Genomic DNA, 24,422 nt, shown 5'->3' on the forward strand with positions numbered 1-24,422 from the left:
TGGTCACCGGTGCGCGGTGCGAGGGCCAACGGATTTCACCGCCGTGTGGCGGTCACTCCCGTGCTCCTGCTCATCGCGGGGAGCGGCGGGCGCGGCGCAGGGGAGACGGGTGGATGGACCAGAGCAGGCGGCGCCACCAGGGGCGGGCAGCGCGCAGGGTGGCCACATAGGCGGTGGCCACCTCGGCGGCGCGAGCCGCCTGGTCGGGTGTCGCGGCGCCGGGGGCGAAGCCCACCTGATTCAGCAGGGCCGCCAACTCGTCGACCGCCGGGCTTGCCGCGTCTGGCGCCGCCGTGCCGCCGGCGGGCGCGACGGCGTCCGGGTCGGTCGCGTCGCCGCCGGTCGTGCCCGCGCGAGCGTCGGCGAGGGCCTGGCGGGCGTGCCCGGCGACCTCGGTGGCGGCCAGGTCGTCCCCGACCGGTCTCCCGGCCAGCCGGAGCGCGTCGGTGACCTCCCGCCAGGCGCCGGCGATGCGCGGACCGGGGTCGCCCCGCACGAGTCGGCTGCGGGTGAGGGAACGGCGCATCGCCAACAGGGTGAGCAGGAGCGCCCCCACCACCAGCAGCAGACCGCCACTGCCGCCGGCGACGAGCACCGGTGTGGACACCCCGACCGGGCCGGGCGGGGCGTCGGCGGCGGCCACCGGCTCCGGCGAGGCGCTCGGCTCCGCTGTCGGTGCCGGCGCCTCCGACGGCGGCGGGTCCTCCGGCGTCGGGCGGAAATCCTCCTCCACCGGTCTCGGCTCGTCATTCGGGCGGGGCAGCGGGTCGAACGACACCCACCCAAGCCCGTCGAAGAGCACCTCCGGCCAGGCGTACGCGTCACCGGCCAACACCGGGCCCTGCCCGCTGGTCCGGAAGCCCACCACCACCCGCGTGGGCAGCCCGGAGAGCCGGCCGAGGACCGCGAAGGCCGCCGCGAACTGCTCCGAGGTGCCCTCCTGGCCGCCGCCGTTGCGGGGCCCGAACAGGAAGAAACCCAGGTTCGGGTACGCGTGCCCGCTCGGCGCGTCCGCCACCACCCGGTAGTGCTCGGCCAGGAACTGCTCGATAGCCGACGCCCGCGCGAACGACGCGCCGTTCTCCTCGGCGAGTTGGGTGGCCAGCCGGCGCATCGGGTCGGGCACCCCGTCCGCGACCCGCAGCACCCGGGCCACCTCACCGCCGGCGGGCACGTTCGCGGTGGCCAACAGGTTCGAGTCCGGACGTTCCTCGGCGGAGGTCACCGCGTACCGCAGCCCCGGCGTCAGCCCCTCCGGGCGGATCAGCGTGCCGCTCGCCGGGTCGTACGCCACCCGCGCCCCGCTGACCTCACGGGGCGTCGCCACGGCGGGCAGCAGTCGACCGCTCAACTCGGCCACGCTGATCTGCTGTCGGACCGTCAGCACCGTGCTGTCCCGGGCCGTAGTCGCGGCCGGCAGGATCCGACCGGCGTTGCGGTACGTCGCGCCCACCCGCCAGGTCACCCCGTCGTAGTCGCTGAGCACCGCCAACCGGATCCGTGTACTGCGCGCGGCCTCCGCCGCCGGGTCAGCCTCGGGCGGTGCGTCGGGGCGTTCCGTGCTCACGTCGAGGAGTTTCTGCTCCGGGTGCAGCGCCCAGCCGGAGATCCGGATCAACGGGTTCTCGTCGAGTGTCTGCACCTGCGGCGGCTCCACGTACCGGCGCGGGTCCACCGGCCGGCCGTCCACCTGCTCGGCGACGACCGGGCCGAGCAACGCCACAAACCCGACCACCAGCGCCACCCCGAGCGCCGCGCTGGTGGCCAACCGCAGCCGCACCGCCGCACGTACCCGGGGGGTCAGCTCGGCGGTCGGATCGCCGCCGCCGGGCGCGATCCTGGTGGGGGTCGCCAGGCCGAGGGCCGCGACCGCGACGAACACCAGCGTCGACCCGACCGCCGGCTCGGCGTTCGGGCCGACCACGTAGAGGGCGGCGGCGTAGAGCCCCGCCGCCGGCAGGTAACCCAGCAGCACCCGGCCGGTGCGCAGCGCCACCTCCGCGCCGGTCAGCCCGGCCAGCCAGGCGGCGACGACCGGCACCAGCACCGTGTCCGGGGTGGGCTCCACCGGGATCATCGCGGTGAGCAGCCGGGGGATGCCGTTGCGGGCGGCGTCCGCGGTGACCTCCAGCAGGCCGCCGGGCAGCTCCGCGCTGGTGGCGGCCAGCCGCAACGACCACAGTGTCCAGCCGGCCATCGCGGCCACCGACACCGGCGCCACCAGCCAGGACGGCAGCCGCCGGGCGGCCACACTGACCAGCACCGAACCCACCGCCGCGCCGATGACCAGCCAGGTCAGCAGGCCACCGGCGTACACCCGGCCGAGCACCACCCCGGCGAGCGCCGTCAGCCCGATCAGCGCCAGCGGGAGGACCGCCGCCCGCAGCACCCGCACGGCGCCCGTCACCACCGGCGTACCCCGTCCCACTCGGCGGCGAACTGCGCGCCGTCCGCCGCGTCGACGACCACCAGCCCGGCGGTGCCCGGCGGTGTCGGCTCGGCCGCGCCGAACACAGCGACCACCACCGACGGGTACGCCCCGCGCAGCGCCCCGACGTGCCCCAGCTCGTCCCGGCCACCCGGCCCGGTCAGGAAGATCAGCGTGTCGCCGAGCCGGTCCTGTCGCAGCCGGGTGGTGGCCGCCCGCACCGCGTCACCATCGTCGGACAGCTCGGCGGCGGCGAGCCGGTCCAGCGGCCCGAGAGGACCGTCGGCCTCGCCGTCGGGGCCCGTGACCTCCGCAGGCTTTGTCGGCTCCGCCGGCTCCGCGGCGACCAACAGCAACAGCACCGGCACGTCGGCGCGGTGCGCGGCGGTGACGATCGACGCCGCCGCCTCACAGGCCGACTCGAACGACTCCGCCACCCCGCCGACCCGCTGCGGGTGCCCGGCGACGCGGTTGTCCAACAGGACGACCAGGCGCGGCATGCTGGTGTCCACGTTCTCCCGCACCATCAGCTCACCCACCCGGGCGCTGGTGCGCCAGTGCACCCGGCGCAACTCGTCGCCGACCACGTACTCCCGCAGCGAGTCGAACGTGATCGACCCGTGCGGGACCCCGTCCACCCGGCCGTCGAGGCTGCGCCCCGCACCTCTGGGCACCGCCGTCAGCGGATGAATCCGGGGGTGCACCCAGACCGGCACCGCCGCACCGTACGGGCGGGCCAGCGCCACCAACCCCAGTGGGTCGCGCCGGGTCACCCGCAGCGGACCGACCGGCACCACCCCGCGACGGTCGGTCGGCACGTCGTAGCGAACCTCGGTGTCCCGGCCGGGCCGCAGGCGCAGCACCGGCACCGGCACGGTCCGCTCCCCGCACCGGTCCTCGGCCAGCAGGTTCGCCGACCGCAGTCGCCCGGTGTTGCGCACTGTCAACGTCATGCTCGCCGGCTCGCCGCGCGCCACCCGGTCCGGCTCCGCGCGGCGGGTCACCGTCAGCCGGGGCCGCCAGAGCGCGACCAGCGCCGCGTAGCCGACGGCCGCGCCGGCCGCCGCGCCGAGCAGCGTCAACTCGGGGTACGCGAACCGGAAACCCACAGCCAGCAGCACCACGGCGGCGACGAGCAGCCCGACCCCACGGGCGGTGATCCCCATCGCGCTGTTGCCGGTCAGCCCTGCACCGGAGCGGGTTGCCCCGACGGCAGCGGCACCGGCACCGACGCGACGGCCTGGCGCAACACCTCCGCGGGGGTCATCCCGCGCACCTGGGCGTCCGGGGTGAGCAGCAGCCGGTGCGCGAACACCGCCTCGACGAGCGCCTTCAGGTCCTCCGGCATGATCCAGCCCCGTCCGTCGATCAGCGCGTACGCGCACGCCGCGCGGGTCAACGCGATCACGCCCCGGGGGCTGACCCCGACGCGCACCTGCGGGTGGGTGCGGGTCGCCGCGGCCAACCGGACCGCGTACGCGTAGAGCGGCTCGGCGATGTGCACCCGGCGGGCCATCCGGACCATCTCGCCGACGGTGGCGGTGTCGGTGACCGGGGCGAGCGCCTCCGGGGACCGCACTGTCGCGCCGCGCAGCACCTCGACCTCGACCGCCTCGTCCGGGTACCCGACGGAGAGCTTCACCAGGAACCGGTCCAACTGCGCCTCGGGCAGCCGGTACGTGCCGTCCATCTCCACCGGGTTCTGCGTGGCCACCACCAGGAACGGCGACGGCACCGGGTGCCGGACCCCGTCCACAGTGACCGTCCGTTCCTCCATCACCTCCAGCAGCGCCGACTGGGTCTTCGGCGACGCCCGGTTGATCTCGTCGGCGATGACGATGTTGGCGAAGACCGGCCCCGGATGGAACTCGAAGTCCCGGGTCGCCTGGTTGAAGATCGTCACGCCGGACACGTCCGAGGGGAGCAGGTCGGGCGTGAACTGGATGCGCCGCCACTCACCCTTCACCGTGGCGGCGACGGCCCGCGCCAGGGTCGTCTTACCGACCCCGGGCACGTCCTCCAGCAGCACATGGCCCTGGGCGAAGAGCGCGGTCAGCGCCAGCCGCACCACCTGCGGCTTGCCGAGCACCACCGCGTTGACGTTCTCGGCCAGCCGGGCGGCCAGGGCGGCGAAACCCTGCACCTCCGGCTGGGTGAGCGGCTCGTGGGTGTTCACGGTCGGTGGTGCTCCTCGCCTGGTGTCCTCAGCAGGTGGGCAGGACGTTGATGGTGTCGCCGCCCTCCAGGTTGAGCCAGGCCCACGGGATGTAGTTCTTCCCGCTGAACTCGACCTGCACCCACCAGTTGCTCTGCTTCTGGTTGTTGTAGATCCACGAGTCGACGTTCTCGCCCGACTTCTTGCAGTAAGCCTTGAGCCGCCTGCCCGGCTTCGCCCAGCCGGCCTGCTGGTCGTTGTCCTGCCGGGTGACCTTGAAGACCTCGTTGCCGTTACGGCCGTCGACTTCCCTGTCGCAGTACGTGCGCTGGTCGCCGTCCGGCCCGTTGTTGCAGGTCGCGATCCCGTACAGCGGCTGGGTGGCCTGGGCCTTCTTCGCGGTGCCCTTACCGGCGGCGTTGGTGGCCGTCACCGTGAACGTGTAGTTGGTGCCCGGCGTGAGGCCCGTCATCGTGATGCTGGAGCACGCCCCGGCCTTCGCCGGCTCGCCCGCCGTGGTCAGCGCGCAGGTGGCCTGACCGCCGCCGGCGTCCACTGTGAACGTGACAGTCGCCCCGGTGGCCGTCGACGACGAGCCGGTCACCGTGACCCGTGGCTCGGCCACCGTCCGGGCGGTGGCGGTGGCCTCCGGGCCCGGCCCCGCCTCGTTGACCGCCTTCACCTTCACCGTGACGTTCTGGCCGTTGCCCAGCCCGGTGACTGTCGTGCGGGTGTCCGTCGCCTCGCTGACCCGCCCGCCGACGTCCACCAGGTACTTCGTCACCGGCCGACCGTTGGCCTCGGCCGGCGCCCACTGCACAGTCACCGCACCCGGCTGGTTGGCGACCGTGCCGGCGCGCAGGTCGAGCGGCCGACCGGGCGCCGCGAAGGGCACCACCGTGTTGCTGACCGGGGACGCCGCCGACCCGGCGCCCTTGCTGTTGACCGCCACGACTGTGAACGCGTACTGGGTGCCGAACTCCAGCTCACCGGAGGGCACCACCAGCTCCGTCCTGGTCGACTCGCCGGCCGGCGCGTTCGTCCCCGCCGAGCTGGCCGTCACCGCGTACCTCGCGATGGTGTTGCCCTGCCCGTTCGCCGCCGGCCACTTGACGAGGACCGTGCCGTCGGGCCGTTCCTGCGCGGTGACGCTCACCGGCGGGTCGGGCACCGCGGCGGTCGGCGTCACCGGGTTGCTGTTGCGCGACGGACCGTCGCCCTTGGCGTTGACGGCGTGCACAGCGAACCGGTACGTCTCGCCGTTGGTCAGACCCTTGACCTCCACCGCACGCTGGTTGGCGCCCACCTCCAGGCGTTGGTCGGCGCCCTCCACCACGTACTTGATGATCTCGGCGCCGTTGGCGGCGGCCGGCCGCCAGCTCACCCGCGCCTGGGCGTTGCCCGCCGCGGCGGTGACACTGCGCGGCGCGCTCGGCTTGCCCACCCGCGGCTTCTTCGGCGGAGGCGGCGGCGGGGGAACCGGCGGCGGGTCACCACCGAGCACGTCGTTGGCGTACTTGTTGACCTCGCGCACCTGGTGCTTGTCGTCCACCACCCGGGCGGTCGCCGAGTCGGGGGAGTTGATGAACAGGTGATTCTCCCGGACCTCCAACTCCAGCGGCCCGTTCGCCCGCCCACGAATGGTCTCGACCAGCTGACCGGCCGCGTCGAAGGAGTAGATGGTGCCGGTGGCCTCGTCGGCGCAGTAGAACCGGTTCGCCCAGGCCACCGCCGGGCTGAGCCGGTCCCCCTCACCCGGCACGGTGAACGCGTCCTCCTGCCCACCGTCACCCACCAGCAGCACCCGCCGCTCGGCGGTCACCGTGACCGGCACCCGTGGGCCGCTGGTGCGCGCGGGCAGCGCCGCCGGGCCGGACAGCGTCAGCGGCGTCCGGTGAACCTCGCCGTGCTGCACCCGCACCAGCTTCCCGGCCGTGCGGTCGAGCACCGCCACCCCGTCGTCCAGGGTGGAGACCACCAGCTCGTGGCTGGCGTCGGCGACGTCGTACGACTCGACGCGCTGCGGGCTGAGCCCGGCGCCCGCCGGCGCGGCCGACGCCGGCGCCGACGGCAGCTTGGCGGCGGTGATCGCCGAGACGGTGCCCTCGCTGGGCACCGCGATCCAGAGTCGACCCTTACCGTCGAAGGTGCCGCCGGTGATGCCCGGCGGATAGCGCACCGGCTCACCGACCGGGGTCAGCGATCGCGGGTCGAGCTGCCGGACGATGCCCTGCACGGCGTCGACGACGAACGCCGCGTCCTCGTGCAGGGCGACACTCACACCTAGGCCAGGGGTGGTCCGAGTGGTCGCGCTGAGCTGGAGGGTGGCCAGGTCCAGGGAGCTGACCTGCCCGGTCTGCAGGTCACGCAGGATCAGCAACCTGTCGGTCTGGGTGATCTGCATCGGATGCTGCCGGGCACCGGGGATCTCGGTGCGAGTGTCCACCCGGGCGGTGACCCCGTTGACCCGGGCCAGCTCACTGCGCGCCGCGCTCCACAACCAGGAACTCGCGTCGTAGTTGGCCACCGCGTTGTCCGCCGCGCCCAACCCGAGGACAGTAAGCCCCATGGCGGCCAGCAGCGCGGCCACCGTGCCCACGGTCACCAGCCCGCCGCGCAGCCGGGACCGGGAGCGGGGGGCCTCGGTCCGTACGGCGTCGTCGATGCTGGCCACAGCCGGCTGCCTCCCCTGAGTCGTGGCAGGTGGCGCGCCTCGCGGCGACCCCTCCCCTGAGCCGGGTGCCATCATATGGCGCTGGTGATGGCGGGGGAACCCGCAGTGTCACCCCTGTGGATACCGAGCGTGTGCGTTGTGGACGTCCAGCTCAGCCCGCTGTCTGCTCGACTCGGCGTGGTTCCGGCGAGGTTTCCGCGTGACTCAGCGCGGCGACGGTCGGCCCGAAGGGGCCCCGCTCGGCGTGGCGTTGCGCTCGCGCGCGGTGCAGACCTGTCCCGAAGTCGCGAAGCTGTCAGTGGAGTAGACCGCCAACACGGTGAAACAGTGATCCACTCGGGAGTTCAACCCGTTGACCGTGTAGCTGGTCCGGCCCGGGTCCACGGTGGCCATCACTCCCAGAGCCTGCCCGGCCCGGCCGGCGGCGACCATGAACGGCACCGCACCGCCGGTCGGGTCCGTCCAGGTCAACGTGATCGTGGTCGAATCGTCGCGCAGCCTCAGGTCGCCCGGCGCGGGCCCGGCCGCCGTCGGCGCCGGCGCCGCGGCCGTCGGCACGGTCCCGGTCGGCGGCGGGTCGTCGCGGGTCAGCACCACAGCGCCCAGGCCCGCCACCGCCACGACGGCAACCCCGGCCGCTACGACCGCGCCGATCAGCGCCGCCCGGTTGCGGCCCGTCGACCCACCGTCATCGGCGTACGCCGGCCGGTGCGCGTCCGGCGCCGGGTGGTACTGCTGACCCGGGTACGGCGCCTGGTGCTGGTCCTGGGTCGGGTACGGCGCCTGGGGCGGCTGGTGGTGGTACTGCTGGACCGCTGGCGGTGCCGGGTCGGTGCCGACCCCTGGTGACCAGGCCGGCTGCGCAACGGGGTTGGGCTGCCCGGCGACGGGGCTCGCCTGAGCGATGTTCGGGTATGCCTGCGCGGCGGTGGGGTTTGCCTGCGCTGCGGTGGGGGCGGGCTGGGCGGCGGTGGGCCAGCCCGGACTCGCCTCAACCCCGGCCGGGCCGACATGCGACGGCACGGGCCGGAACACCTCGGTCTGGTCGGACAGCGCGTCACGGCCCTGCCGGGTCGGCGCCACCGGGGCGTCGAGGATGCCCAGCCCGGAGTCACCGTCCGCACCGCCGCCCGCGTCCATCGTGGTCTGCCCAGCGGCCGTTGTGCCCGTAGCGGTCAGGTCCTGCGTAGGAGTCGCGGTCTGCGTGGGCATCGTGGTCTGCGTAGGCGTCGTGGTCTGGGCGGTGGGGTCGGCACCCGGAGTGGCCAGGGGCTGCGGTGGGGCACTGCTGCTCCAGGGGGGCGCGGTCAATCCCCAGGGCGGTACGGGCGGTGCGCTCACCGGAGGCGCGGAGACGGGTGGTCCGTAGGGCGGCGCTGAGACGGGCGACCCGAAGTCGGGCGGTGCGGAAACCGGGTAGGTGTGCCCGGGTGGTGCGGAGACAGGTTGGCCGTAGCCGGGTGGTGCGGACACCGGGTAGCTGTGCCCGGGTGGTGCGGAGACGGATTGGCCGTAGCCGGGTGGTGCGGACACCGGGTATGGCTGGGCCGGTGGTCCGGAGACCGGGTACGGCTGGCTGGGGGGCGCGGAAATCGGATGCGGGGTCACCGGCGGTGCGCTGATGGGCTGGGCCGGTGGTCCGCTCATCGGGTACGCCGGCCCTGGGTGGTCGACGGTCGGGGAGGGCCTGCCCGGTGATGTCGGCTCAACGCCGGACACCTTGTGCGATTTGTTCGGGGCGGTTGGCCGGGCGGCGGCTCGGGCGGCCTCTTCGGCGAGCAGCGGCTCGATCTGCCGTACCCGGATCGTGGGGTCGTCCCAGCGAGGTGCCGGCAGCGCCGGTGCTGCCGGCGGGGCGGTCGGGGCCGAGGCGGTTGGAGTCGACGGCTGGGGTGGCATGTCGACCACCGGCGGGGTGGCCTGGTCGCCCACCCGCTGACGTGGTGCCACGGCTGGCCCGGACGGCGGACGGCGTGGTGGCTGCTGCGCGGCCGTCGTTGTCGGCGGACCCTCAGCCCTCGGCCGCGGCGTCGGGTGCGCGGCCGTCGTTGTCTGCGGACCCTCGGCGCTCGGCCGGGGCATCGGGCCGACCGCTGGCCGGGACGGCCCGGACGGTTGCCCGTCGGGGCGCTGGCCGGGCGGCGTCGCGGGCTCGGGCTGCAGCTGGTCGAGGCCCGGGCGCGTTGGTCCGGGTGGTTGCTCGCCGGCGCGTTGACGGGGTGGCATCGCGTTTGCCAGCGGTGGCGCGTCGGCGCGCGGGGGCGGCGGCGTCACAGGTCTGGGTGCGGCCGTCGACGGGCCCTGCTGCGCCGGCGCGATCGAGGTAGCTGCCGGCTGAACGGGCGTCGCCCGAGGGGCGGGAACCGGTGCCGCGGTGGCACTGCCGGGTGACGTGGGTGTGGCTGGTGTGCGTACCGCTGGAGGGGTTGGTTGGGGTGTGGCCGGCGGTTGCGGCGGCGCCCAGGGTGAGACGGCGGGCGGCGGGCCACCGGCGGAGGGCCGCATCGCGGCGAGGGTCGCCAGCGACAGGGTCGGGCCGGACAGCGCCGACCGGGCACCCGGCTCGGTGACCGGGGCCGGACCGGTCGTCGGCGCGGGGTGCTGCTCGCCCGGCGTCGACGTGGGTGGGCCGAGGTAGTCGCGGGCTGCGCGTACCGCCGGGTGGTTCTCACCGAGCACGGCGGGCCCGGCGGTGGCGACCCGGGTGTAGTTGCGGCGGGCCTCGTGCCGGTTGCCCAACTCCTCCGCCACTTCGGCGAGCTCGAAGGCGAGCGCGAGCATCAGTGGGTCTGAATGCTCCCAGCGCCGCTCGCCCGCCGCGAACGCCTCCTCCAACACCCGGCGGGCGGCGAGCGGGTCGTCCCCCTCCCGGTGCAGCCGCGCCAGCAGATGCGCGGTGTGCAGCACCTCGGGATGGTCGGCACCGTACGGCGGGGGAGCGGATTCGACGGCCTCCGCGAGCAGTTGCCGGGCGGCGCTGAGGTCGCCCGCGGCGCGCAGGGCGAGGGCTCGGTGCTGGGCGGCTGCCAAGGGGGAGGGATGGGACACGTGGCAATGCTGCCGTCAGATGGCCGCCGGACGCTACCCGGACACGCTCCGACGGTGTGTCGGGGCGGCCGTTTGCGGCGGCCTGAGCAGCGGCGCAAGCGCCGGGAGAGAGGCGCCGAAAGGCGATGTGCATGATCCACGAGCGGCGTGTACAGTAACTCCCCGTGCGGCCCGCCGTGCCGACCACCGGATCGAGAGATCATTTGGTCGGCGAGGTAGGCTGAACGTGTAGGTCCGGGTGGCGGAATGGCAGACGCGCTAGCTTGAGGTGCTAGTACCCGTATAGGGTGTGGGGGTTCAAGTCCCCCCTCGGACACATTATCTCCCCACGAAGCGTGATTTCTCTTCGCGTTTCGAGCGATCCCCGTCCCGTTGGACGGGGATCTTTGCTGTCGTGGCGAGGAAGCTCCCCGCCGGGGTGAGCGGGTAGATCGCGGTCTCGGCTTCGATAGTCCACGCGTGGTGGTCACACACAATGATCATGTTGTTGGTGCGTAAGTAGGCGGCCAGCTTTCCGGGTCAGGGCTGCGCAGTGCGGGATGGCGACGGTGTAGCCCGCGATCGTGTCGGATGCGGTCGAGCAGGTGGTCTTCCCGGATGTAGAGGATCTTCGGCTGGGTGGAGGTTCTGGTGCGGGTGCTCGTGTATCCATGGCGGCAGCGATAGCCGGTTTTCAGGTGGAGCCGACAACGGGGTCCTGAGCCGACGCGGCGTCCGTGCCCTCACCCATGCCCCCTCGTCGACCACGTCCTTGGTCCAGGTGTCGGCGCACGCCTCTTTCTGCTGCCGTTGACCGAGCGATTTCGATGCGACCGTAACAACAGGCCCCCGGCACGTCAGTCCTACGCCTCCATCGCGCCCCCTTGAAGGCGAATCCGCTCCGCCGGGTGGGTCGACCGGGCGCCACTTCCGTAGACGTGCTCATGATCGATCGAACGGACGATCCAGCGATGCGTGTTCGGCCAGCTGGTCGGACACGCATCGCCGGACGTTTTCAGATGGTGCTGACCAGGCCGCCGTCGATGATGATGTCCGTGCCGGTAATGTTGCCCGCGGTCTCGGCGGCGAGCAGCAGCACCACCTGCGCGACCTCGTCGGTGCGGGTGAAGCGGCCCGTCGCGGTGCCGGCAACGGCGGCTGCCCGCACGGCCGCTGGGTCGACGCCGCCGGCCCGGGCGAGAGTGTCGGCCACGCCGCCTGGGCCCAGCCAGAGCTCGGTCTCGACCGGTCCCGGGCTCACCGTGTTGACTCGGACGTGTGACGGGCCGAGTTCCTTCGACAGCGACTTGCAGAAGCTGCGCAGCGCCGCCTTGGCCGCGCTGTAGTCGATGACGCCGGGGTCGGGCAGGGTCGCGTTCACCGAGCAGACGGTCACGATGGCCGACGGGGCGCCGGCCAGCAGGTGGGGCAACGCCGCCCGGGTGGCTCGGACGGCCGAGAACAGGTTGGCCTCGAGCGCCTGTTGCCAGTCCTCGTCGGTGACCGAAAGGAAGCCGTCGGTGCGTGGGTGGACGGCGCCGACGTTGTTGACGAGGAGGTCGACGCCGCCGAAGCGGGTCACGGCCGCGTCCACGAGCTCGGCGCAGCCGGCCGTGGTGGTCAGGTCGGCGAGGACAACGAGGGCATCGGCCTCCTCGACAGTGGCGGTGAGTTCGGCCGAGGCATGCCGGGCGCCCGCCGCGACGCGGGCGCCCTCCTGCAACAGCGCGCGGGTCACGGCCAGGCCGATGCCCTTGCTGGCGCCGGTGACCACGGCTCGGCGGCCGGTCAGACCCAGGTTCACAGGGAATGTTCCTTCAGCCAGGTCAGGCACGTGTCGGCGACCTCGCGCCAGCCGGAGTCGATGGTCAGCGAGTGGGCCTTCTCCGGGAAGGTCAGGATGTCGGTGACGGCCGCGGAGTGGCGGTACTGCTTCAGAGTCGAGCGGGTCACCGACTCTGGGACGGTGTGGTCCTTGCCGCTGGCGATGAGCAGGAGCGGGCCCCGGTTCTGGTTCTCGGTAGCGACCTTGGCCGGGGAGTGCGGGTTGAAGTTCGCGGTGGCCGCCTCGAAGAGGGGCTTACCCGGCGCCGGGATCGTCCAGCGCGCGTGCAACTCGTCGGACTCCTGCTCCGACACCGTGTTGGCGAAGGCGAAGCGGAACTGTTCCGGGGTCAGCGACACGGCCCGGTGCGCGTTGGCCGGGTTCTTGAAGACCGGCAGCGTCGCCCGCAGCGCTGACAGCGGTACCGGCAGCACACCCTTGATCTGCGCGGCGTCGATGGCGATGGCTGCCCGGGCGCGGTCCTGACCCAGCAGCTTCTGGGCGATCATGCCGCCGAACGAGTGCCCGATCAGGATCGGGGCCGACGGCAGCTGCTCGATGATGGCGGCGAAGTGCGCCACGACATCGTCGATACCGTGATCGCCGATCGCCTCGGGGTTCGCTCGGGATGCCTCGACGGTCTCGCCGTCGCCGGGCCAGCCGGGAGCCTGCGGGTCATAGCCGTTGGCGCGGAACAGGTCGGTCCACGGGTTCCAGGACGAGGCGTGTAGCCAGAGGCCATGGATGAAAAGCACGGGGGTGGTCACGGTTGTTCTCCACTCGTTACGAGCACAGGCAGTCGCGATGACCGTAGGCGACACTGGGGCGGCGGGCTTCAGTCTTGAGTAGCGTCAGGTGACTGCACGTGGCTCGACAGCGCCTCGGCGAGCTGGCCGCGGGCGGCGATGCCGAGTTTGGGGAACATGCGGTACAGGTGCGAGCTGACCGTGCGGTGCGACAGGAACAGGCGCTGGCCGATCTCGCGGTTGGACAGGCCCTGCGCGGCCAGTTCGGCGATCTGGGTCTCCTGCGGCGATAGGCGGTCCCGCGGGTTGGCCGCCGGCTGCCAGCCGCGCTCACCCGTCGCCCGCAGCTCTCGGTCGGCCCGCTGCGCCCAGGCACGGGCACCGACGGACTCGAAGACGGCCCGGGCCGCACGGAGTGGGTCGCGAGACTCGACGACCCGGCGCTGCCGGCGCAGCCACGAGCCGAAGGCCAGCTCGGCCCGGGCGCGGTGCCAGGGCAGCGTCCGGCTCGCGCCGTCGATGGCCGCTTTGAACAGAGGCTCGGCCGCGACCGGATCGGCCAGGACCGCGCGTGAATACTCCAGCGCGATGATCGACCCCGTCGCAGGTGAGGCGCCCGCGAGCCGCTCCATGGCGGCCAGCGCGTCGCGGCCCTCAGCGTGCCGGTCGGTGTGGACGGCGGCGTCGGCCAGGTGACTCAGCGCCCACACCTGCTGCTGGCGTTGGAAGGCCGGGTCGGTGGGCTCGAAGACGCGGTGCAGCTCCCGGAACGCGGGGTCGGGCCGGTCGGCGCCCAGCTCGGCGACCCCTCGGGCCAGCTGCACGCCGGCCAGCAGCGACGACGCCGCGTTCGGGGTGCGCCGCGCCACGAACTCGGCCTCGGCCAGCAGGTCGTGCCGGGTGTCCCAGCCGTGCCCGACCCCGTCGATCAGGGCCACGGCGATGCGCGCGGTCGCGGCCCACAGCGACTGGCCGGTCTCGTCGGCGAGCCGCATGGCCTCGTCGGCCGAGCTCGCCGCGTCGAAGGTGCCGAGGTAGATCTCGGCCCACGCCCGGATCGCCAGTGCCTCGGCGAGCAGACTCATCCGGCCCTGCGCCCGTAGCTCCTGCACCGGCGTGGACAGGAACGCGACCGCCCGGCCGAAGTCGCCGGTGCAGAACGCGGCGATGCCCAGCAGCCCGGCCAGGTCGGGCCGCCCACCGGCGTCGGCGGGCCACCGGGCCAGCTGCTCGATGACCGCCGGCCCCTGCTCGTGCGTTTCGGCCAGGGCGAAGATCGCCAGCCGTCGCGGGTCGCCGTCCGGCAAGCCCAGGTGCTGGGTGGCCTGCACGATCTCGTGCCGCAGCCCCTCACCCGGGTCGCGCCACCACACCCGCCGGGCGGCGCCGACCAGCAGCTGCACCGCCAGCTCGATGTCACCGTCGACGGCCTGACCGGCGAGGTCGACGAGGTGCCGCACCTCGGAGGGTTCCCCCGTCGAGCCGTCGTGGAAGACTCCTTCGAGCCAGATCAGCCGCGACCGGTCCCGCGCCCGCAACGGCATCCCCGCGACCTGCGTCTTGATCTGCTCCACCTGGCTGAACCGGCCCAGCTGAAACCCGAGCTCCGCCGCCCCGAGCAGCCGGCCGGCCTGGTCCTGCGGGTCCGGGCTCAGCGCCGCCGCCCGCTCCAGCCACGCCACCGCCGAGGCGATCGCCCCGCGTCGCTGGGCGTTGCCGGCCGCCTGCTCCAGCGCGGCCGCGATGTCCTCGTCCCGGCCGGACACCGCCGAGGCCCGATGCCACACCGCCCGGTCCGGATGCGCCGCCAGCACCTGGGCGAGCGCCTCGTGCGCCCGGCGCCGCGTGTCCGGCGACATCGCCTGCCGCAGCGCGGATGCGACCAGCGGATGACCGATCCGGTACCGCTCGCCGACCACGATCAGCAGTCCGTGCTCCAGCGCCGGCTGCGCAGCCATCCGGTCCAGCGGCGCCCCGTGCAGCATCCCCGCAGCCGCGAGCACGTCGTGCAGGTCGTCACCGTCGTCCACGGCGGCGATGGTCAGCACCGCCCCCGCGGCTGCCCCGAGGTGCTCAGCCCGCGCCGCGAACGCCCGCTCGAGCCGTGTCGTCATGGGCAGATCGTCGTCGAGCTCGGCCCACGCGTGCCGCCCCGATTCCAGCGCACCGGCGAACTCGACCAGGGCGAGCGGGTTCCCACGGGCCTGCCGCAGCACCCGCTCCCGGGCCACCTCCGGCAACCGCGGCGCCCGCTCGTCCAGCAGCGCGGCCGCCGCTGCGTCGTCGATCCCGTCCAGCTCCATCCACTCGACCGCATGCGCATCGGCGAACGGCAGCGGCCCGGGCCGCGACGCACCCAGCACAATGATCCGCTCACTGCCGATCCGCCGGGCGACGAATGCGAGCGCGTCGATGGACGGCTGATCCATCCAGAGCAGGTCGTCGAGCCCCACGAGCACCGGGGTCCGCCGGGCCAGGTCGACGAGCAGCTCCAGCACCGCCAGAAATGCGAAGAACGGGTTCACCTCGCTGGAGTTCCCCATGGCGAAGCAGGCGAGCAGGGCGTCGCGCTGCTGGGCCGGTAACCGGTCGGCCCCGGTCAGCAGGGGCCTCAGCACCTGGTGGAGGCTGGCGAACGGCAGATGCGTCTCGGACTGGCTGCCCCGTGCGCTGAGTACCGTGAACCCGCGCGCCCGGGCCTGTTCCACGACCTCGGCGAGTAACGCGCTCTTGCCGACGCCCGGCTCACCGATCAGGCCGATCGCGCGCCCCTGAACGTCGACCCCGTCAAGGTGCCCGGCCAGAACCCGCATTTCGTCGTCCCGCCCGATGAGCTGGCGAGAGGTGGGAGCGCTCACACAGTGAGCTAACCGTGACCGCACCCCGCTGTCCACGTGACAGACCTAACCAAGGAGCCGACACCGGAGCGCCTCGCCGAGTTCGGCCCGAACTTCAGGGACGGCGACTGGCCGTCTCATTGACCGTCAAGATACGGATTCGTTCCGCAGTGCAGCTGTGCAAGCCTGCGACAGTGTTCGCAAAAGCCGCTATCTGCGCAGGAAAAGGCGGGCTCCGTGAAAGACATTCGAGTCACCCACATCGGCGGTCCCACCGTACTCATTGAGGTCGCAGGCTGGCGCATCCTTACTGATCCGACCTTCGACGCACCCGGCCGTCGCTACTCGTTCGGCTGGGGTACCGCCTCGCGCAAACGCACCGGGCCGGCCATCGAAGCCGACCAGCTCGGGCCGGTGGACGCTGTCCTGCTCACCCACGACCACCACGCCGACAACCTTGACGATCGCGGTCGCGTACTGCTCGAACAGGTGCCGATCATCATCACCACCAGGGCCGGAGCCAATCGTCTGGGCGGCTCTGCACGGGGCATGCGTCCGTGGGAAGTGACCGAGCTTGAAGCTCCTGGCCTGCCGACGGTGACGGTCACCGCGACCCCATGCCGGCATGGGCCACCGCTGAGCCGCCCGATCGCCGGCGCGGTCGTGGGTTTCGCGTTGCGCTGGCCCGGCCAGGAACACGGCGTTTTCTGGATCACCGGCGACACCGTGTTCTTCCGCGGCCTCCGCACCGTGGCCCGCCGGCTGACCGTCGACACCGTTCTTCTTCACCTGGGCGCCGTCCGGTTCCCGATCACCGGGCCGCTGCGCTACAGCCTGACCGCCGATGCGGCAGTCAAGCTGTGCACCACTCTGCGACCGCGCACGATCATCCCGGTCCACTACGAAGGCTGGGAGCACTTCAGCGAGGGCCGTGACCAGGTGGAACGGGCGTTCGCGGGCGCACCTCACGGGCTCGGCGAACGACTGCACTGGCTGCCACTACGACCAGGACCATCGACCTAGCAGTACTGCGGACCGTCAACTTACCGATGCCCAGGGCCGTCGTGTTCCCGCAGCCTGATGCAGCACAGGTCACTTGACGAAGGGAACTTCCCGTGGCTTCCACCACTCGCCGTACCCTGCTCGCCGGATCGGCGGCCCTTGCCGCCTCGGGCGCTCTGGCGGCGGTCACCGGCGCCCCGGCAGCCGCCGGAACGTCGCACCGCTCGAAACCCACGATCGTGCTCGTGCACGGCGCCTTCGCCGACGCCACCGGCTGGTCTGAGGTGATCACCCGGCTGACCCGTGAGGGGTACACCGTGCTGGCGCCGGCGAACCCGCTGCGCGGTGTCGCCTCCGATGCCGCGTACCTGCGGAGCTTCCTCGCTACGCTGACCGGCCCGATTGTGCTGGCCGGCCACTCCTACGGCGGTGTGGTGATCACCAACGCGGCAACCGGCAACCCGAACGTGAAGGCGCTGGTCTACATCGCCGCGTTTGCGCCCGCCTTGGACGACTCGGTCGGTGGCCTGACCGGAATGTTCGACGGTTCGCTGCTGGACCCAACCACCTCGATCGACTTCCGCCCGTGGGGCGGCGGTGTTGACGGCTACGTGAAGAGGGACGTGTTCCGCACGATCTTCGCCGGTGACCTGCCATCCGCCACCACCGACGTCATGTGGGCGACCCAGCGGCCAGGCGACATCGCCACCCTGCAGGAGCACTCCGGTGAGCCGGCCTGGAAGGTGATCCCGTCGTACTACCTGGTCGCCAGGAACGACAACCTGATCCCGGCCGCGGCGCAGCGGTTCATGGCTCAGCGGGCCGGCGCGCACACCATCGAGGTGAGGGCGTCACACGTCGCCATGATCTCCCAGCCCCGCATCACCGCCGATCTGATCGGGAAGGCAGCCCGATGAGCTTTGTGACCATCACCGACGGCACTGAGATCTACTACAAGGACTGGGGCGCCGGACGTCCCGTCGTACTCAGCCACGGCTGGCCGCTGAACTCGGACAGTTGGGAGGCGCAGCAACTCTTCCTGGCCGAGAACGGGTACCGGGTGATCGCGCACGACCGGCGCGGCCACGGGAAGTCGACGCAGACGTGGCACGGCAACGAGATGGACACGTACGCGGATGATCTTTCGGCGTTGATCGAGGCTCTTGATCTTCGTGAGGTGACGCTGGTTGGTTTCTCGACCGGTGGTGGCGAGATCACCCGTTACATCGGGCGTCACGGCACCGCCCGCGTCGCGCAGGCGGTTCTGGTCTCGGCGGTGCCACCGCTGATGGTGCGTCGCGACGACAATCCGAACGGGGTTCCGATCGAGGTGTTCGACGGCATCCGCGCCGGCTCCGCGGCGGACCGCTCGCAGCTGTACAAGGATCTCGCCGACGGGCCGTTCTTCGGCAACAACCGGGCTGGCGCGACGGTCTCCCAGGGTATCCGCGACGCGTTCTGGCTGCAGTCGATGGCCGCGGGGCATCGCAACGCCTACGAGAGCATCGCCGCATTCTCCGCCACCGATTTCCGCGACGACCTCGCCACGTTCGACGTGCCGACTCTGGTCATCCACGGCGACGACGATCAGATCGTCCCATTCGAGGTCGGCGGCAAGGCCTCGGCCGCGCTGGTCAAGGGTGCCGAGCTGATCGTCTACCCGGGCGCTCCGCACGGCATCACCGATACCCACAAGGAGCAGCTCGGCAACGACCTGGTGGCGTTCCTCAGGGGGTACGGCGCATGAGCGAGACTCCCGACACCATCGTTCTGGTCCACGGTTTCTGGGTCACGCCGCGCAGTTGGGAGAACTGGATCGCCCACTACGAGCGGAAGGGTTACCGGGTCCTCGCTCCCGCCTACCCCGGATTCGAGGTCGAGGTCGAGGCGCTCAATGCCGACCCGGACATCGTTACGGCCGTGACGGTTCCGGCGATCATCGAGAAGCTTGAGACGGAAATAAAGGCGCTGCCCCGGCCGCCGATCATCATGGGCCATTCCGCGGGCGGGGCGTTCACCCAGATTCTGCTGGATCACGGGTACGGCGCGGCCGGCGTCGCGATGAACTCGGCACCGACCGAGGGCGTCAAGGTCGTGCCGCTGTCGCAGGTGAAGTCGACGTTCCCGGTGCTGAGGTCGCCGGCCAACCGGCACAAGTCGGTGGGATTGAGCCTGGCGGAGTGGAAGTACGCATTCGTCAACACGTTCACCGATGAGGCAGCGCAGCATCTGTACGACCGCTACCACGTGCCCGCCAACGGCGGGATCCTCTGGGGCAGCGTGCTGGCCAACTTCCAGCCCGGACACCAGGACACCTGGGTCAACTACCACAACGACGACCGCGCGCCGCTGCTGTTCATCTCCGGCGGTGAGGACCACCTCATGCCGCCGGCCGTTCAGCAGTCCAACGCCAAGCACTACAAGTCGAACGCAGTTACCGAGCAGGTCACCTACGACGGTTTCGCGCATCTGCTTCCGGCCCAGGAGGGCTGGGAGCAGATCGCCGACTTCGCCCTCGACTGGGCCCTGCGCCACGCGCGTTAGCGGCACGTGGGAGCCGGCCGGTCTGGCCGGCTCCCGTCACCGGTGGGTCGCGGACGCTGCGCGCTGCCACTCCACCGGGCTCATCCCGTACTCATCCCGGAAACGCCGGGCGAAGTGCCGCGGGTCGGCGAAAGCCCATGACCGCGCGACCGCCGCCACCGTCACCTCAGGAGACTCGGCGAGTTCTTGGTGGGCGCCGTGCAGCCGAAGGCGCATCACCCACTCCGAGAGCTGCTCGCCCTCCTTCGCGAACGTCGCGTAGACCGTACGGACCGACACCCCGTGCGCGGCGGCGAGCCGGACCGCCCCGAGATCCGGTGCCCGCAGGTTCTGGCGGATGTAGGCGGTCAACCGGGTGAACAGGGTGCCGTCCATCAGGTCGCGCAGCCACGGTCCCTCGGTGGCCGAGGCTGAGGCGACAAGAGCACGCACCAACTCCACGGTGGAGGAGCTGAGCATCGCCGCCGGTACCGGGCCCAGTTCGTCGAGGACGCCGGGAAGTTCGAACAGGTGGCGGCGCACCAACTCGTACAGCGGACTGGACTCCAGGCGCGGGATCGCGCTGCGGGCCGCATCGATGGGGATACCCAACTGGGTGTAGTCCACGATGACAGCCTGGACGCTGGACAGCTCCTCGACCCAGAAGTCGTAGGGCGACGTGAGGTCGACCAGCTGAAGCTCACCGACCCGGTCCCCGCCCACGAGATCCCGGTGGCGGATCTGGGACGCGCCGCTGCGCGGCAGACCCAGCGAGACCCGCTCCGGGTTGTCCGACTGCAGATGCTTGGAGGTCCGGGTGAGCCGATGCCCGGTGGACACATGATGCAGCAGGTCCGCGCCCGGCCCCAGCGACCAGTGGGAAATCCGCGCCAGAGCTGGCGACGGCACCGAGACGGCCGCCGGCGCGACCGGGGAGACAAGTGCGGCGTGCACGGCCTCCACCCGCTGCCGCAGCGGCAACAGCGCGGTGTCCAGCAGCACCACCGGCATCCGGTCCTCCTTGGTCCGGCCCAGAGTAGGGGCCGACGCCGGACTTGCCCAGAGCGTTGTGCACCCTCAGCCCCGCTCCTGCATTCTCAGCCCCATCGGCCGCGAAGCGTGCTCTCCTACAGTTTCTGCAGGTGGGGCCGTTCGATTGGGGAAAGGGTGTTGGCCTTATGCGGCACAACCTGTACGGCCGGGATGCCGAGTTGGCCGCTCTGGAACAGATGCTGCAGGCCGCCCGTGACAGACGCGGCAGGGCTATCGTCCTGCGCGGCGATGCCGGCATCGGAAAGACCGCGATCCTCGACGCCGTTCACCGCAGCGCCACCGACGCCGGCATGCTTGTGCTGACGACCAATGGCGCCGAAGCCGAGTCGGTATTGCCCTTCGCCGGCCTTCACCAGCTACTCATGCCGCTGCTCGACGCGCAGGCGCTCGCACCGCGGCTGCACCGCACCCTGCACGGCACGTTCGGCAAGCAGGACACCCGCCCAGACACGTTCACGGTCGGTCTCGCCGTGCTCGAACTGCTCAGCGACCGCGCTGCCGACACCCCGTTGCTCGTCCTCATCGAGGATGCACAGTGGCTCGACGCGGAAACGCGGGACGTTCTGGTCTTCGTCGCCCGCCGCTTGGCCGCCGAGCCGATCGCCGCGATCATGGCGGTGCAGGCGGAGCACGCCGACGTGCTGACCGGTACCGGAATCAACCATCTTCATCTGTACGAGCTGAGCGCCGAGGCGGCCGCCCGGCTCCTGATCGAACACGCGCCGGACATCTCGCCCGCCCGGCGACAGCGCATCCTCACCGAGGCGGCCGGTAACCCGCTGGCGCTGATCGAGCTGCCCCGTTGCCTCGCCGCCCACCCGCCGGGCACCCTGCCAGAGCTGCTACCGCTCAGCGACCAGCTGGTGGCCGGCTTCACGAGATCCTTTTCCCGGTTGCCCGCATCGGCCCAAGCCTTCGTCGCCGCCTTCTCCGCCGACCCGGCCTGTGCGTTACCTGTCCTGCTGGCGGCGGCGCGAACGCTGACCGGATCGGACGTGGCAGTTGACTGCATCGAGCCCGCCATCAAAGTCGGCCTGCTGGAGATCAGGGAGCATCGGCTGCGGTTCCGTCATCCGCTGATGCGCTCAGCGGTCTACGGCACAGTGGGCCACGTCGATCGGCTGGCCATTCACACCGTCCTTGCCGACCGGCTGACCGAGGATCCCGATCGGCAGGCGTGGCACCGCGGTGCCGCGACTCTGGGCCCCGACGAGCAGACCAGCACCGACATCGAAGCGGCCGCCCGACGGGCGATGGAACGCGGAGTGCACGATGTCGCCGTCGCCCACCTCAACCACGCCGCAGATCTCACCGAGATCCCGGGACGGAGATCGTCGTTACTGCTGCAGGCCGCGGAGATCGCCGCCCTGTCGCAGGACCGCAGGACCGCCCGGCATCTGGTGGCCAAGGCGAATATGACGCCCCACGATGTCGCCGACCAGAGCCGATTGGCACTGGTCAACGACGTGGTGGAGCCCGGCGACCTTCGCGACGTCGCCCAGATCGACCTGCTGTGCGAACGCGCCGCGCAGGCCTTCGCCGCCGGAGACACCGACCTCGCCGCCACGCTCTGCTGGCGGGCAGCTCTGCACTGCTGGTGGGCGAGCCTGCCCGCACAGATCGGTGACCGGGTCATCGCCGTGCTCGCCACACTCGGAATGCCCGCCGGCGACCCCCGCTTCCTGGCCGTCAGAGCGCACGCCCAACCCGAAGTCCTCGGCGGCGCGGTGCTGCGCGAGCTGGCCACCCTGATCCCGGACCGCACCGATGTCGACGGCATGCGATACCTGGGAAGCACCGCCCTGGTCCTGGGAGACTTCGTCAACGCGTCGTCGTTCCTGAACACCGCCACGGCGGGCTATCGCGCGCAGGGCAGGACGGGGCTACTCGCCTCCACCCTCTCCGCCGCCGGAGGGATCCGACTATGCCTCGGCCGGTGGCCGGAAGCCCGCGCCGCCGCCGACGAGGTGGAAGCCCTCGCGGACCAGGGCGGCGATCACGTGTCCCAGGTGGCGGCCCGATCCGTGCGGGCCATGCACGAGGCGCTGTGCGGCCACAGCGACATCGCATTCCAGATGGCCGACGCGGTCCTCGCCGACCCGTTGGCAGTCGGTGTGCGGCACGCCGCCGCCGCGGCCCAGCACGCCCGGGGAATGGCCGCGAACGCCGCAGGCCGCCACGACGAGGCAGTGGACATGCTGCTCCGCCTCTTCGACCCAGCGGACACCACCCACCAGCGCGACATGGCGGGCTGGGCGTTACCAGACCTTGCGGACGCTGCGGTGCGCTCCGGGCGGCAGGGTGAACTCGGGCGGATCCTCGGACGGGTCCGGGAACGTGCTGCCCAATTCCCGTCGCCGATGCTGCACCGCTGCCTCGCATACGCCACCGCTGTACTGACCCCCGAGCAGGAAGCGGGCCCGTCCTTCGAGTACGCCCTGGCGATGGACCTCACCGACTGGCCGGTACACCGCGCCCGCCTCGATCTCGCCTACGGGGCGTGGCTGCGACGGCGCAAACGGATCCTCGAATGCCGGATACCGCTGCGCGCGGCACGGGACGGATTCGACGCGCTCGGTGCAACCGTATGGAGCCGGCGGGCCCGTGAGGAACTGCGCGCCGCCGGCGAGGAAAACGCGGGCCGGCCGCCGGCTCCTGGGCAGCTCACCGCCCAGGAGCTGCAGACCGCGCTGCTCGCCGCGGCCGGGCTGAGCAACCGCCAAATAGGCCAGCGGCTCTTCCTGTCGCACCGGACCGTCAGCTCGCACCTGTATAAGGTCTTTCCCAAACTTGGCATCAGAGGCAGGTCGCAGCTCGCCGAGGCACTCGCTGCCCTGCGCCCGGGGTCCTCCGACGCAACGCTCCCGAGCACTACAGTGAAGCCACATCACGTATCGCCCGGGGGGAGCCGGTATGGCCGTGCTGATGGACACCCGTCAGCTGCCGTGCCATGAGTCGACCGAGGCCATCCACGCGGCACTGAACACAGCCACTTCCCCGGTCCGGGTCACCGTCGCGCAAGGCGCCCAGACGCTGATCGAAGAATGGCGTCTCGGCGCCGGCGCAAATCTTCTTCGCTCGTCGACCACCGACACCCTGCACCTGCAACGGACGGCTCAGCACCTACGCATCGATGCCCCCGAGCGGCTGTCGCTGGCGTCGAGCGTGCGTGGTACCTGCTGGACGCGGCAGCCGAACTGGAACGGCGACAGCCTGCTGCAGCTGCTCGACCTCACCGCCGAGTACGAGACACTCTGGACCGGCCCGAACGCCGCCGTCGCGTTCCAGATCGACTACGCCGACCTGGGTCTCCCGGTCGACATCGTCCGTGCCGCCGCGCCGCTGCTGCCGACCAGCCCACTATACGAACTGACCATGCGCCACGTGCGGCAACTGCCCACGATCGCCGAGCAAATGACGCCCGGGCCCGCGCTGAACATGCTCGGCTCGGCGATGACCGATATTGTTCGTGCCCTTATTGCTGCCGTCACACCGGACGACACCGCAAGCCGGCGAGCCCGGGAACAATCGCTGTACACGGTGCTGCTCGCCTACATCGAACAGCAGCTGCACGACCCGAACCTCACCCCAGCCCGGATCGCCGCAGCCCACAACATCTCCCGGCGGCAGCTGTACCGCCTCTTCGAGGCCACGAACCAGACCCCTGCGGAGGCAATCCTCAGCCGACGCTTGGACGGTGCCCGGCGGGAGTTGGCGACCCGTGCTGCCCATCACACCCTGATTTCAGCCACGGCCCGCCGTTGGGGATTCATCGACCCCCGGCACTTTGCTCGACGCTTCCGTGCCGCCTACGGCCTCACCCCCAGCGAATGGGTCCGCCATCACTTGACTGACCGGCAGTAAAGGCGCCGGGAGCATCATCAACACCGGTGAGCAGAGCGCGCAGAAGGCCGCGTGTCCAGGCTTCGTCGACTACGATGTTGCTTGGCTTCCGCAGCGATGGAACAACCTCCCGCCCGCGCTGGCGTACTACTGCCGTCGTCCCTGGTGAAGCCGTCGGCCCAAACCATCCTGTCCGAGGTCCGACCCGGCAGCCAGGAGCCGCCGGGCCGGCACTCGCCTTACTGTCAGAGCATCTCCGTGCGGTGTGCGGGAGCCAGCTCGGCTGCGCGCGGCCGGCGAGGCCACTGT

At 71.7% G+C, this 24,422-nt stretch carries 13 protein-coding genes, 1 tRNA gene and 2 pseudogenes; 7 read left to right on the forward strand and 9 right to left on the reverse strand.

The window, feature by feature from the left end; genetic code table 11:
* Positions 1–70: 70 nt before the first annotated feature.
* The 5 genes and pseudogenes from KBX71_RS06505 to KBX71_RS34750 form a co-directional block, all read right to left on the reverse strand.
* Positions 71–2,407, reverse strand: coding sequence for a transglutaminaseTgpA domain-containing protein (locus KBX71_RS06505; RefSeq protein WP_307846983.1), 2,337 nt, complete (start codon positions 2,405–2,407; stop codon positions 71–73).
* Positions 2,404–3,594: a DUF58 domain-containing protein gene (locus KBX71_RS06510; RefSeq protein WP_210817104.1), complete on the reverse strand. Its 1,191-nt coding sequence runs from the start codon at positions 3,592–3,594 to the stop codon at positions 2,404–2,406. Before KBX71_RS06510 ends, KBX71_RS06505 begins: the two co-directional genes overlap by 4 nt.
* 14 nt (positions 3,595–3,608) lie before the next feature.
* Positions 3,609–4,604 carry a MoxR family ATPase gene (locus KBX71_RS06515; RefSeq protein WP_091404175.1) on the reverse strand — a complete coding sequence of 332 codons (996 nt, stop codon included), beginning with the start codon at positions 4,602–4,604 and terminating at the stop codon, positions 3,609–3,611.
* A 28-nt stretch (positions 4,605–4,632) separates the two neighbouring features.
* The gene (locus tag KBX71_RS06520; protein WP_307846984.1) at positions 4,633–7,257 is read right to left on the reverse strand and encodes a fibronectin type III domain-containing protein; all 2,625 of its coding nucleotides are present in this window, start codon (positions 7,255–7,257) and stop codon (positions 4,633–4,635) included.
* A 2,631-nt stretch (positions 7,258–9,888) separates the two neighbouring features.
* Positions 9,889–10,305 (reverse strand): annotated as a pseudogene (locus KBX71_RS34750) (tetratricopeptide repeat protein); the annotation flags it as partial.
* Between the two features lie 232 nt (positions 10,306–10,537).
* Between KBX71_RS34750 and KBX71_RS06530 the strand changes: the two are divergent.
* Positions 10,538–10,621 (forward strand) — tRNA-Leu (locus KBX71_RS06530).
* Positions 10,622–11,299: 678 nt separating this feature from the next.
* Here the strand turns inward: KBX71_RS06530 and KBX71_RS06535 are convergent.
* The 3 genes from KBX71_RS06535 to KBX71_RS34525 all read right to left on the reverse strand — a co-directional run bounded on the left by KBX71_RS06535 (position 11,300) and on the right by KBX71_RS34525 (position 15,713).
* Complete coding sequence (locus KBX71_RS06535; RefSeq protein ID WP_210817106.1) at positions 11,300–12,088, reverse strand: SDR family NAD(P)-dependent oxidoreductase; 789 nt, start codon at positions 12,086–12,088, stop codon at positions 11,300–11,302.
* The gene (locus tag KBX71_RS06540) at positions 12,085–12,876 is read right to left on the reverse strand and encodes an alpha/beta hydrolase (protein WP_307846986.1); all 792 of its coding nucleotides are present in this window, start codon (positions 12,874–12,876) and stop codon (positions 12,085–12,087) included. Before KBX71_RS06540 ends, KBX71_RS06535 begins: the two co-directional genes overlap by 4 nt.
* Positions 12,877–12,944: 68 nt before the next feature.
* Positions 12,945–15,713 carry an AAA family ATPase gene (locus tag KBX71_RS34525; RefSeq protein WP_210817107.1) on the reverse strand — a complete coding sequence of 923 codons (2,769 nt, stop codon included), beginning with the start codon at positions 15,711–15,713 and terminating at the stop codon, positions 12,945–12,947.
* A gap of 216 nt (positions 15,714–15,929) precedes the next feature.
* Here KBX71_RS34525 and KBX71_RS06550 point away from each other — a divergent pair, with 216 nt between their 5' ends.
* From KBX71_RS06550 to KBX71_RS06565, 4 genes and pseudogenes are all read left to right on the forward strand, one after another.
* Entirely contained in the window at positions 15,930–16,715 is a 786-nt protein-coding gene (locus KBX71_RS06550; protein ID WP_210817108.1) for an MBL fold metallo-hydrolase, read from the forward strand.
* 224 nt (positions 16,716–16,939) lie between these two features.
* A pseudogene (locus KBX71_RS06555) lies at positions 16,940–17,527 on the forward strand (alpha/beta hydrolase); the annotation flags it as partial.
* Positions 17,431–18,441, forward strand: a complete 1,011-nt coding sequence (locus KBX71_RS06560) for an alpha/beta fold hydrolase (protein ID WP_374102586.1) — start codon at positions 17,431–17,433, stop codon at positions 18,439–18,441. The pseudogene KBX71_RS06555 and the gene KBX71_RS06560, both read left to right, overlap by 97 nt.
* Positions 18,438–19,238: an alpha/beta hydrolase gene (locus tag KBX71_RS06565; RefSeq protein ID WP_210817111.1), complete on the forward strand. Its 801-nt coding sequence runs from the start codon at positions 18,438–18,440 to the stop codon at positions 19,236–19,238. The genes KBX71_RS06560 and KBX71_RS06565 overlap by 4 nt, the downstream gene beginning before the upstream one ends.
* A 36-nt stretch (positions 19,239–19,274) precedes the next feature.
* On the opposite strand, the gene KBX71_RS06570 is transcribed toward KBX71_RS06565, so the two are convergent.
* Positions 19,275–20,228, reverse strand: coding sequence for an AraC family transcriptional regulator (locus KBX71_RS06570; RefSeq protein ID WP_210817112.1), 954 nt, complete (start codon positions 20,226–20,228; stop codon positions 19,275–19,277).
* A gap of 218 nt (positions 20,229–20,446) precedes the next feature.
* Here KBX71_RS06570 and KBX71_RS06575 point away from each other — a divergent pair, with 218 nt between their 5' ends.
* Together KBX71_RS06575 and KBX71_RS06580 are read left to right on the forward strand one after the other, a co-directional pair.
* Positions 20,447–23,224: an AAA family ATPase gene (locus tag KBX71_RS06575; RefSeq protein ID WP_247683072.1), complete on the forward strand. Its 2,778-nt coding sequence runs from the start codon at positions 20,447–20,449 to the stop codon at positions 23,222–23,224.
* Complete coding sequence (locus KBX71_RS06580; protein WP_210817114.1) at positions 23,184–24,134, forward strand: helix-turn-helix transcriptional regulator; 951 nt, start codon at positions 23,184–23,186, stop codon at positions 24,132–24,134. The genes KBX71_RS06575 and KBX71_RS06580 overlap by 41 nt, the downstream gene beginning before the upstream one ends.
* The last annotated feature ends 288 nt before the right edge of the window (positions 24,135–24,422 follow it).

Source organism: Micromonospora sp. D93, assembly GCF_018070365.1.
GTDB lineage: Bacteria > Actinomycetota > Actinomycetes > Mycobacteriales > Micromonosporaceae > Micromonospora > Micromonospora ureilytica.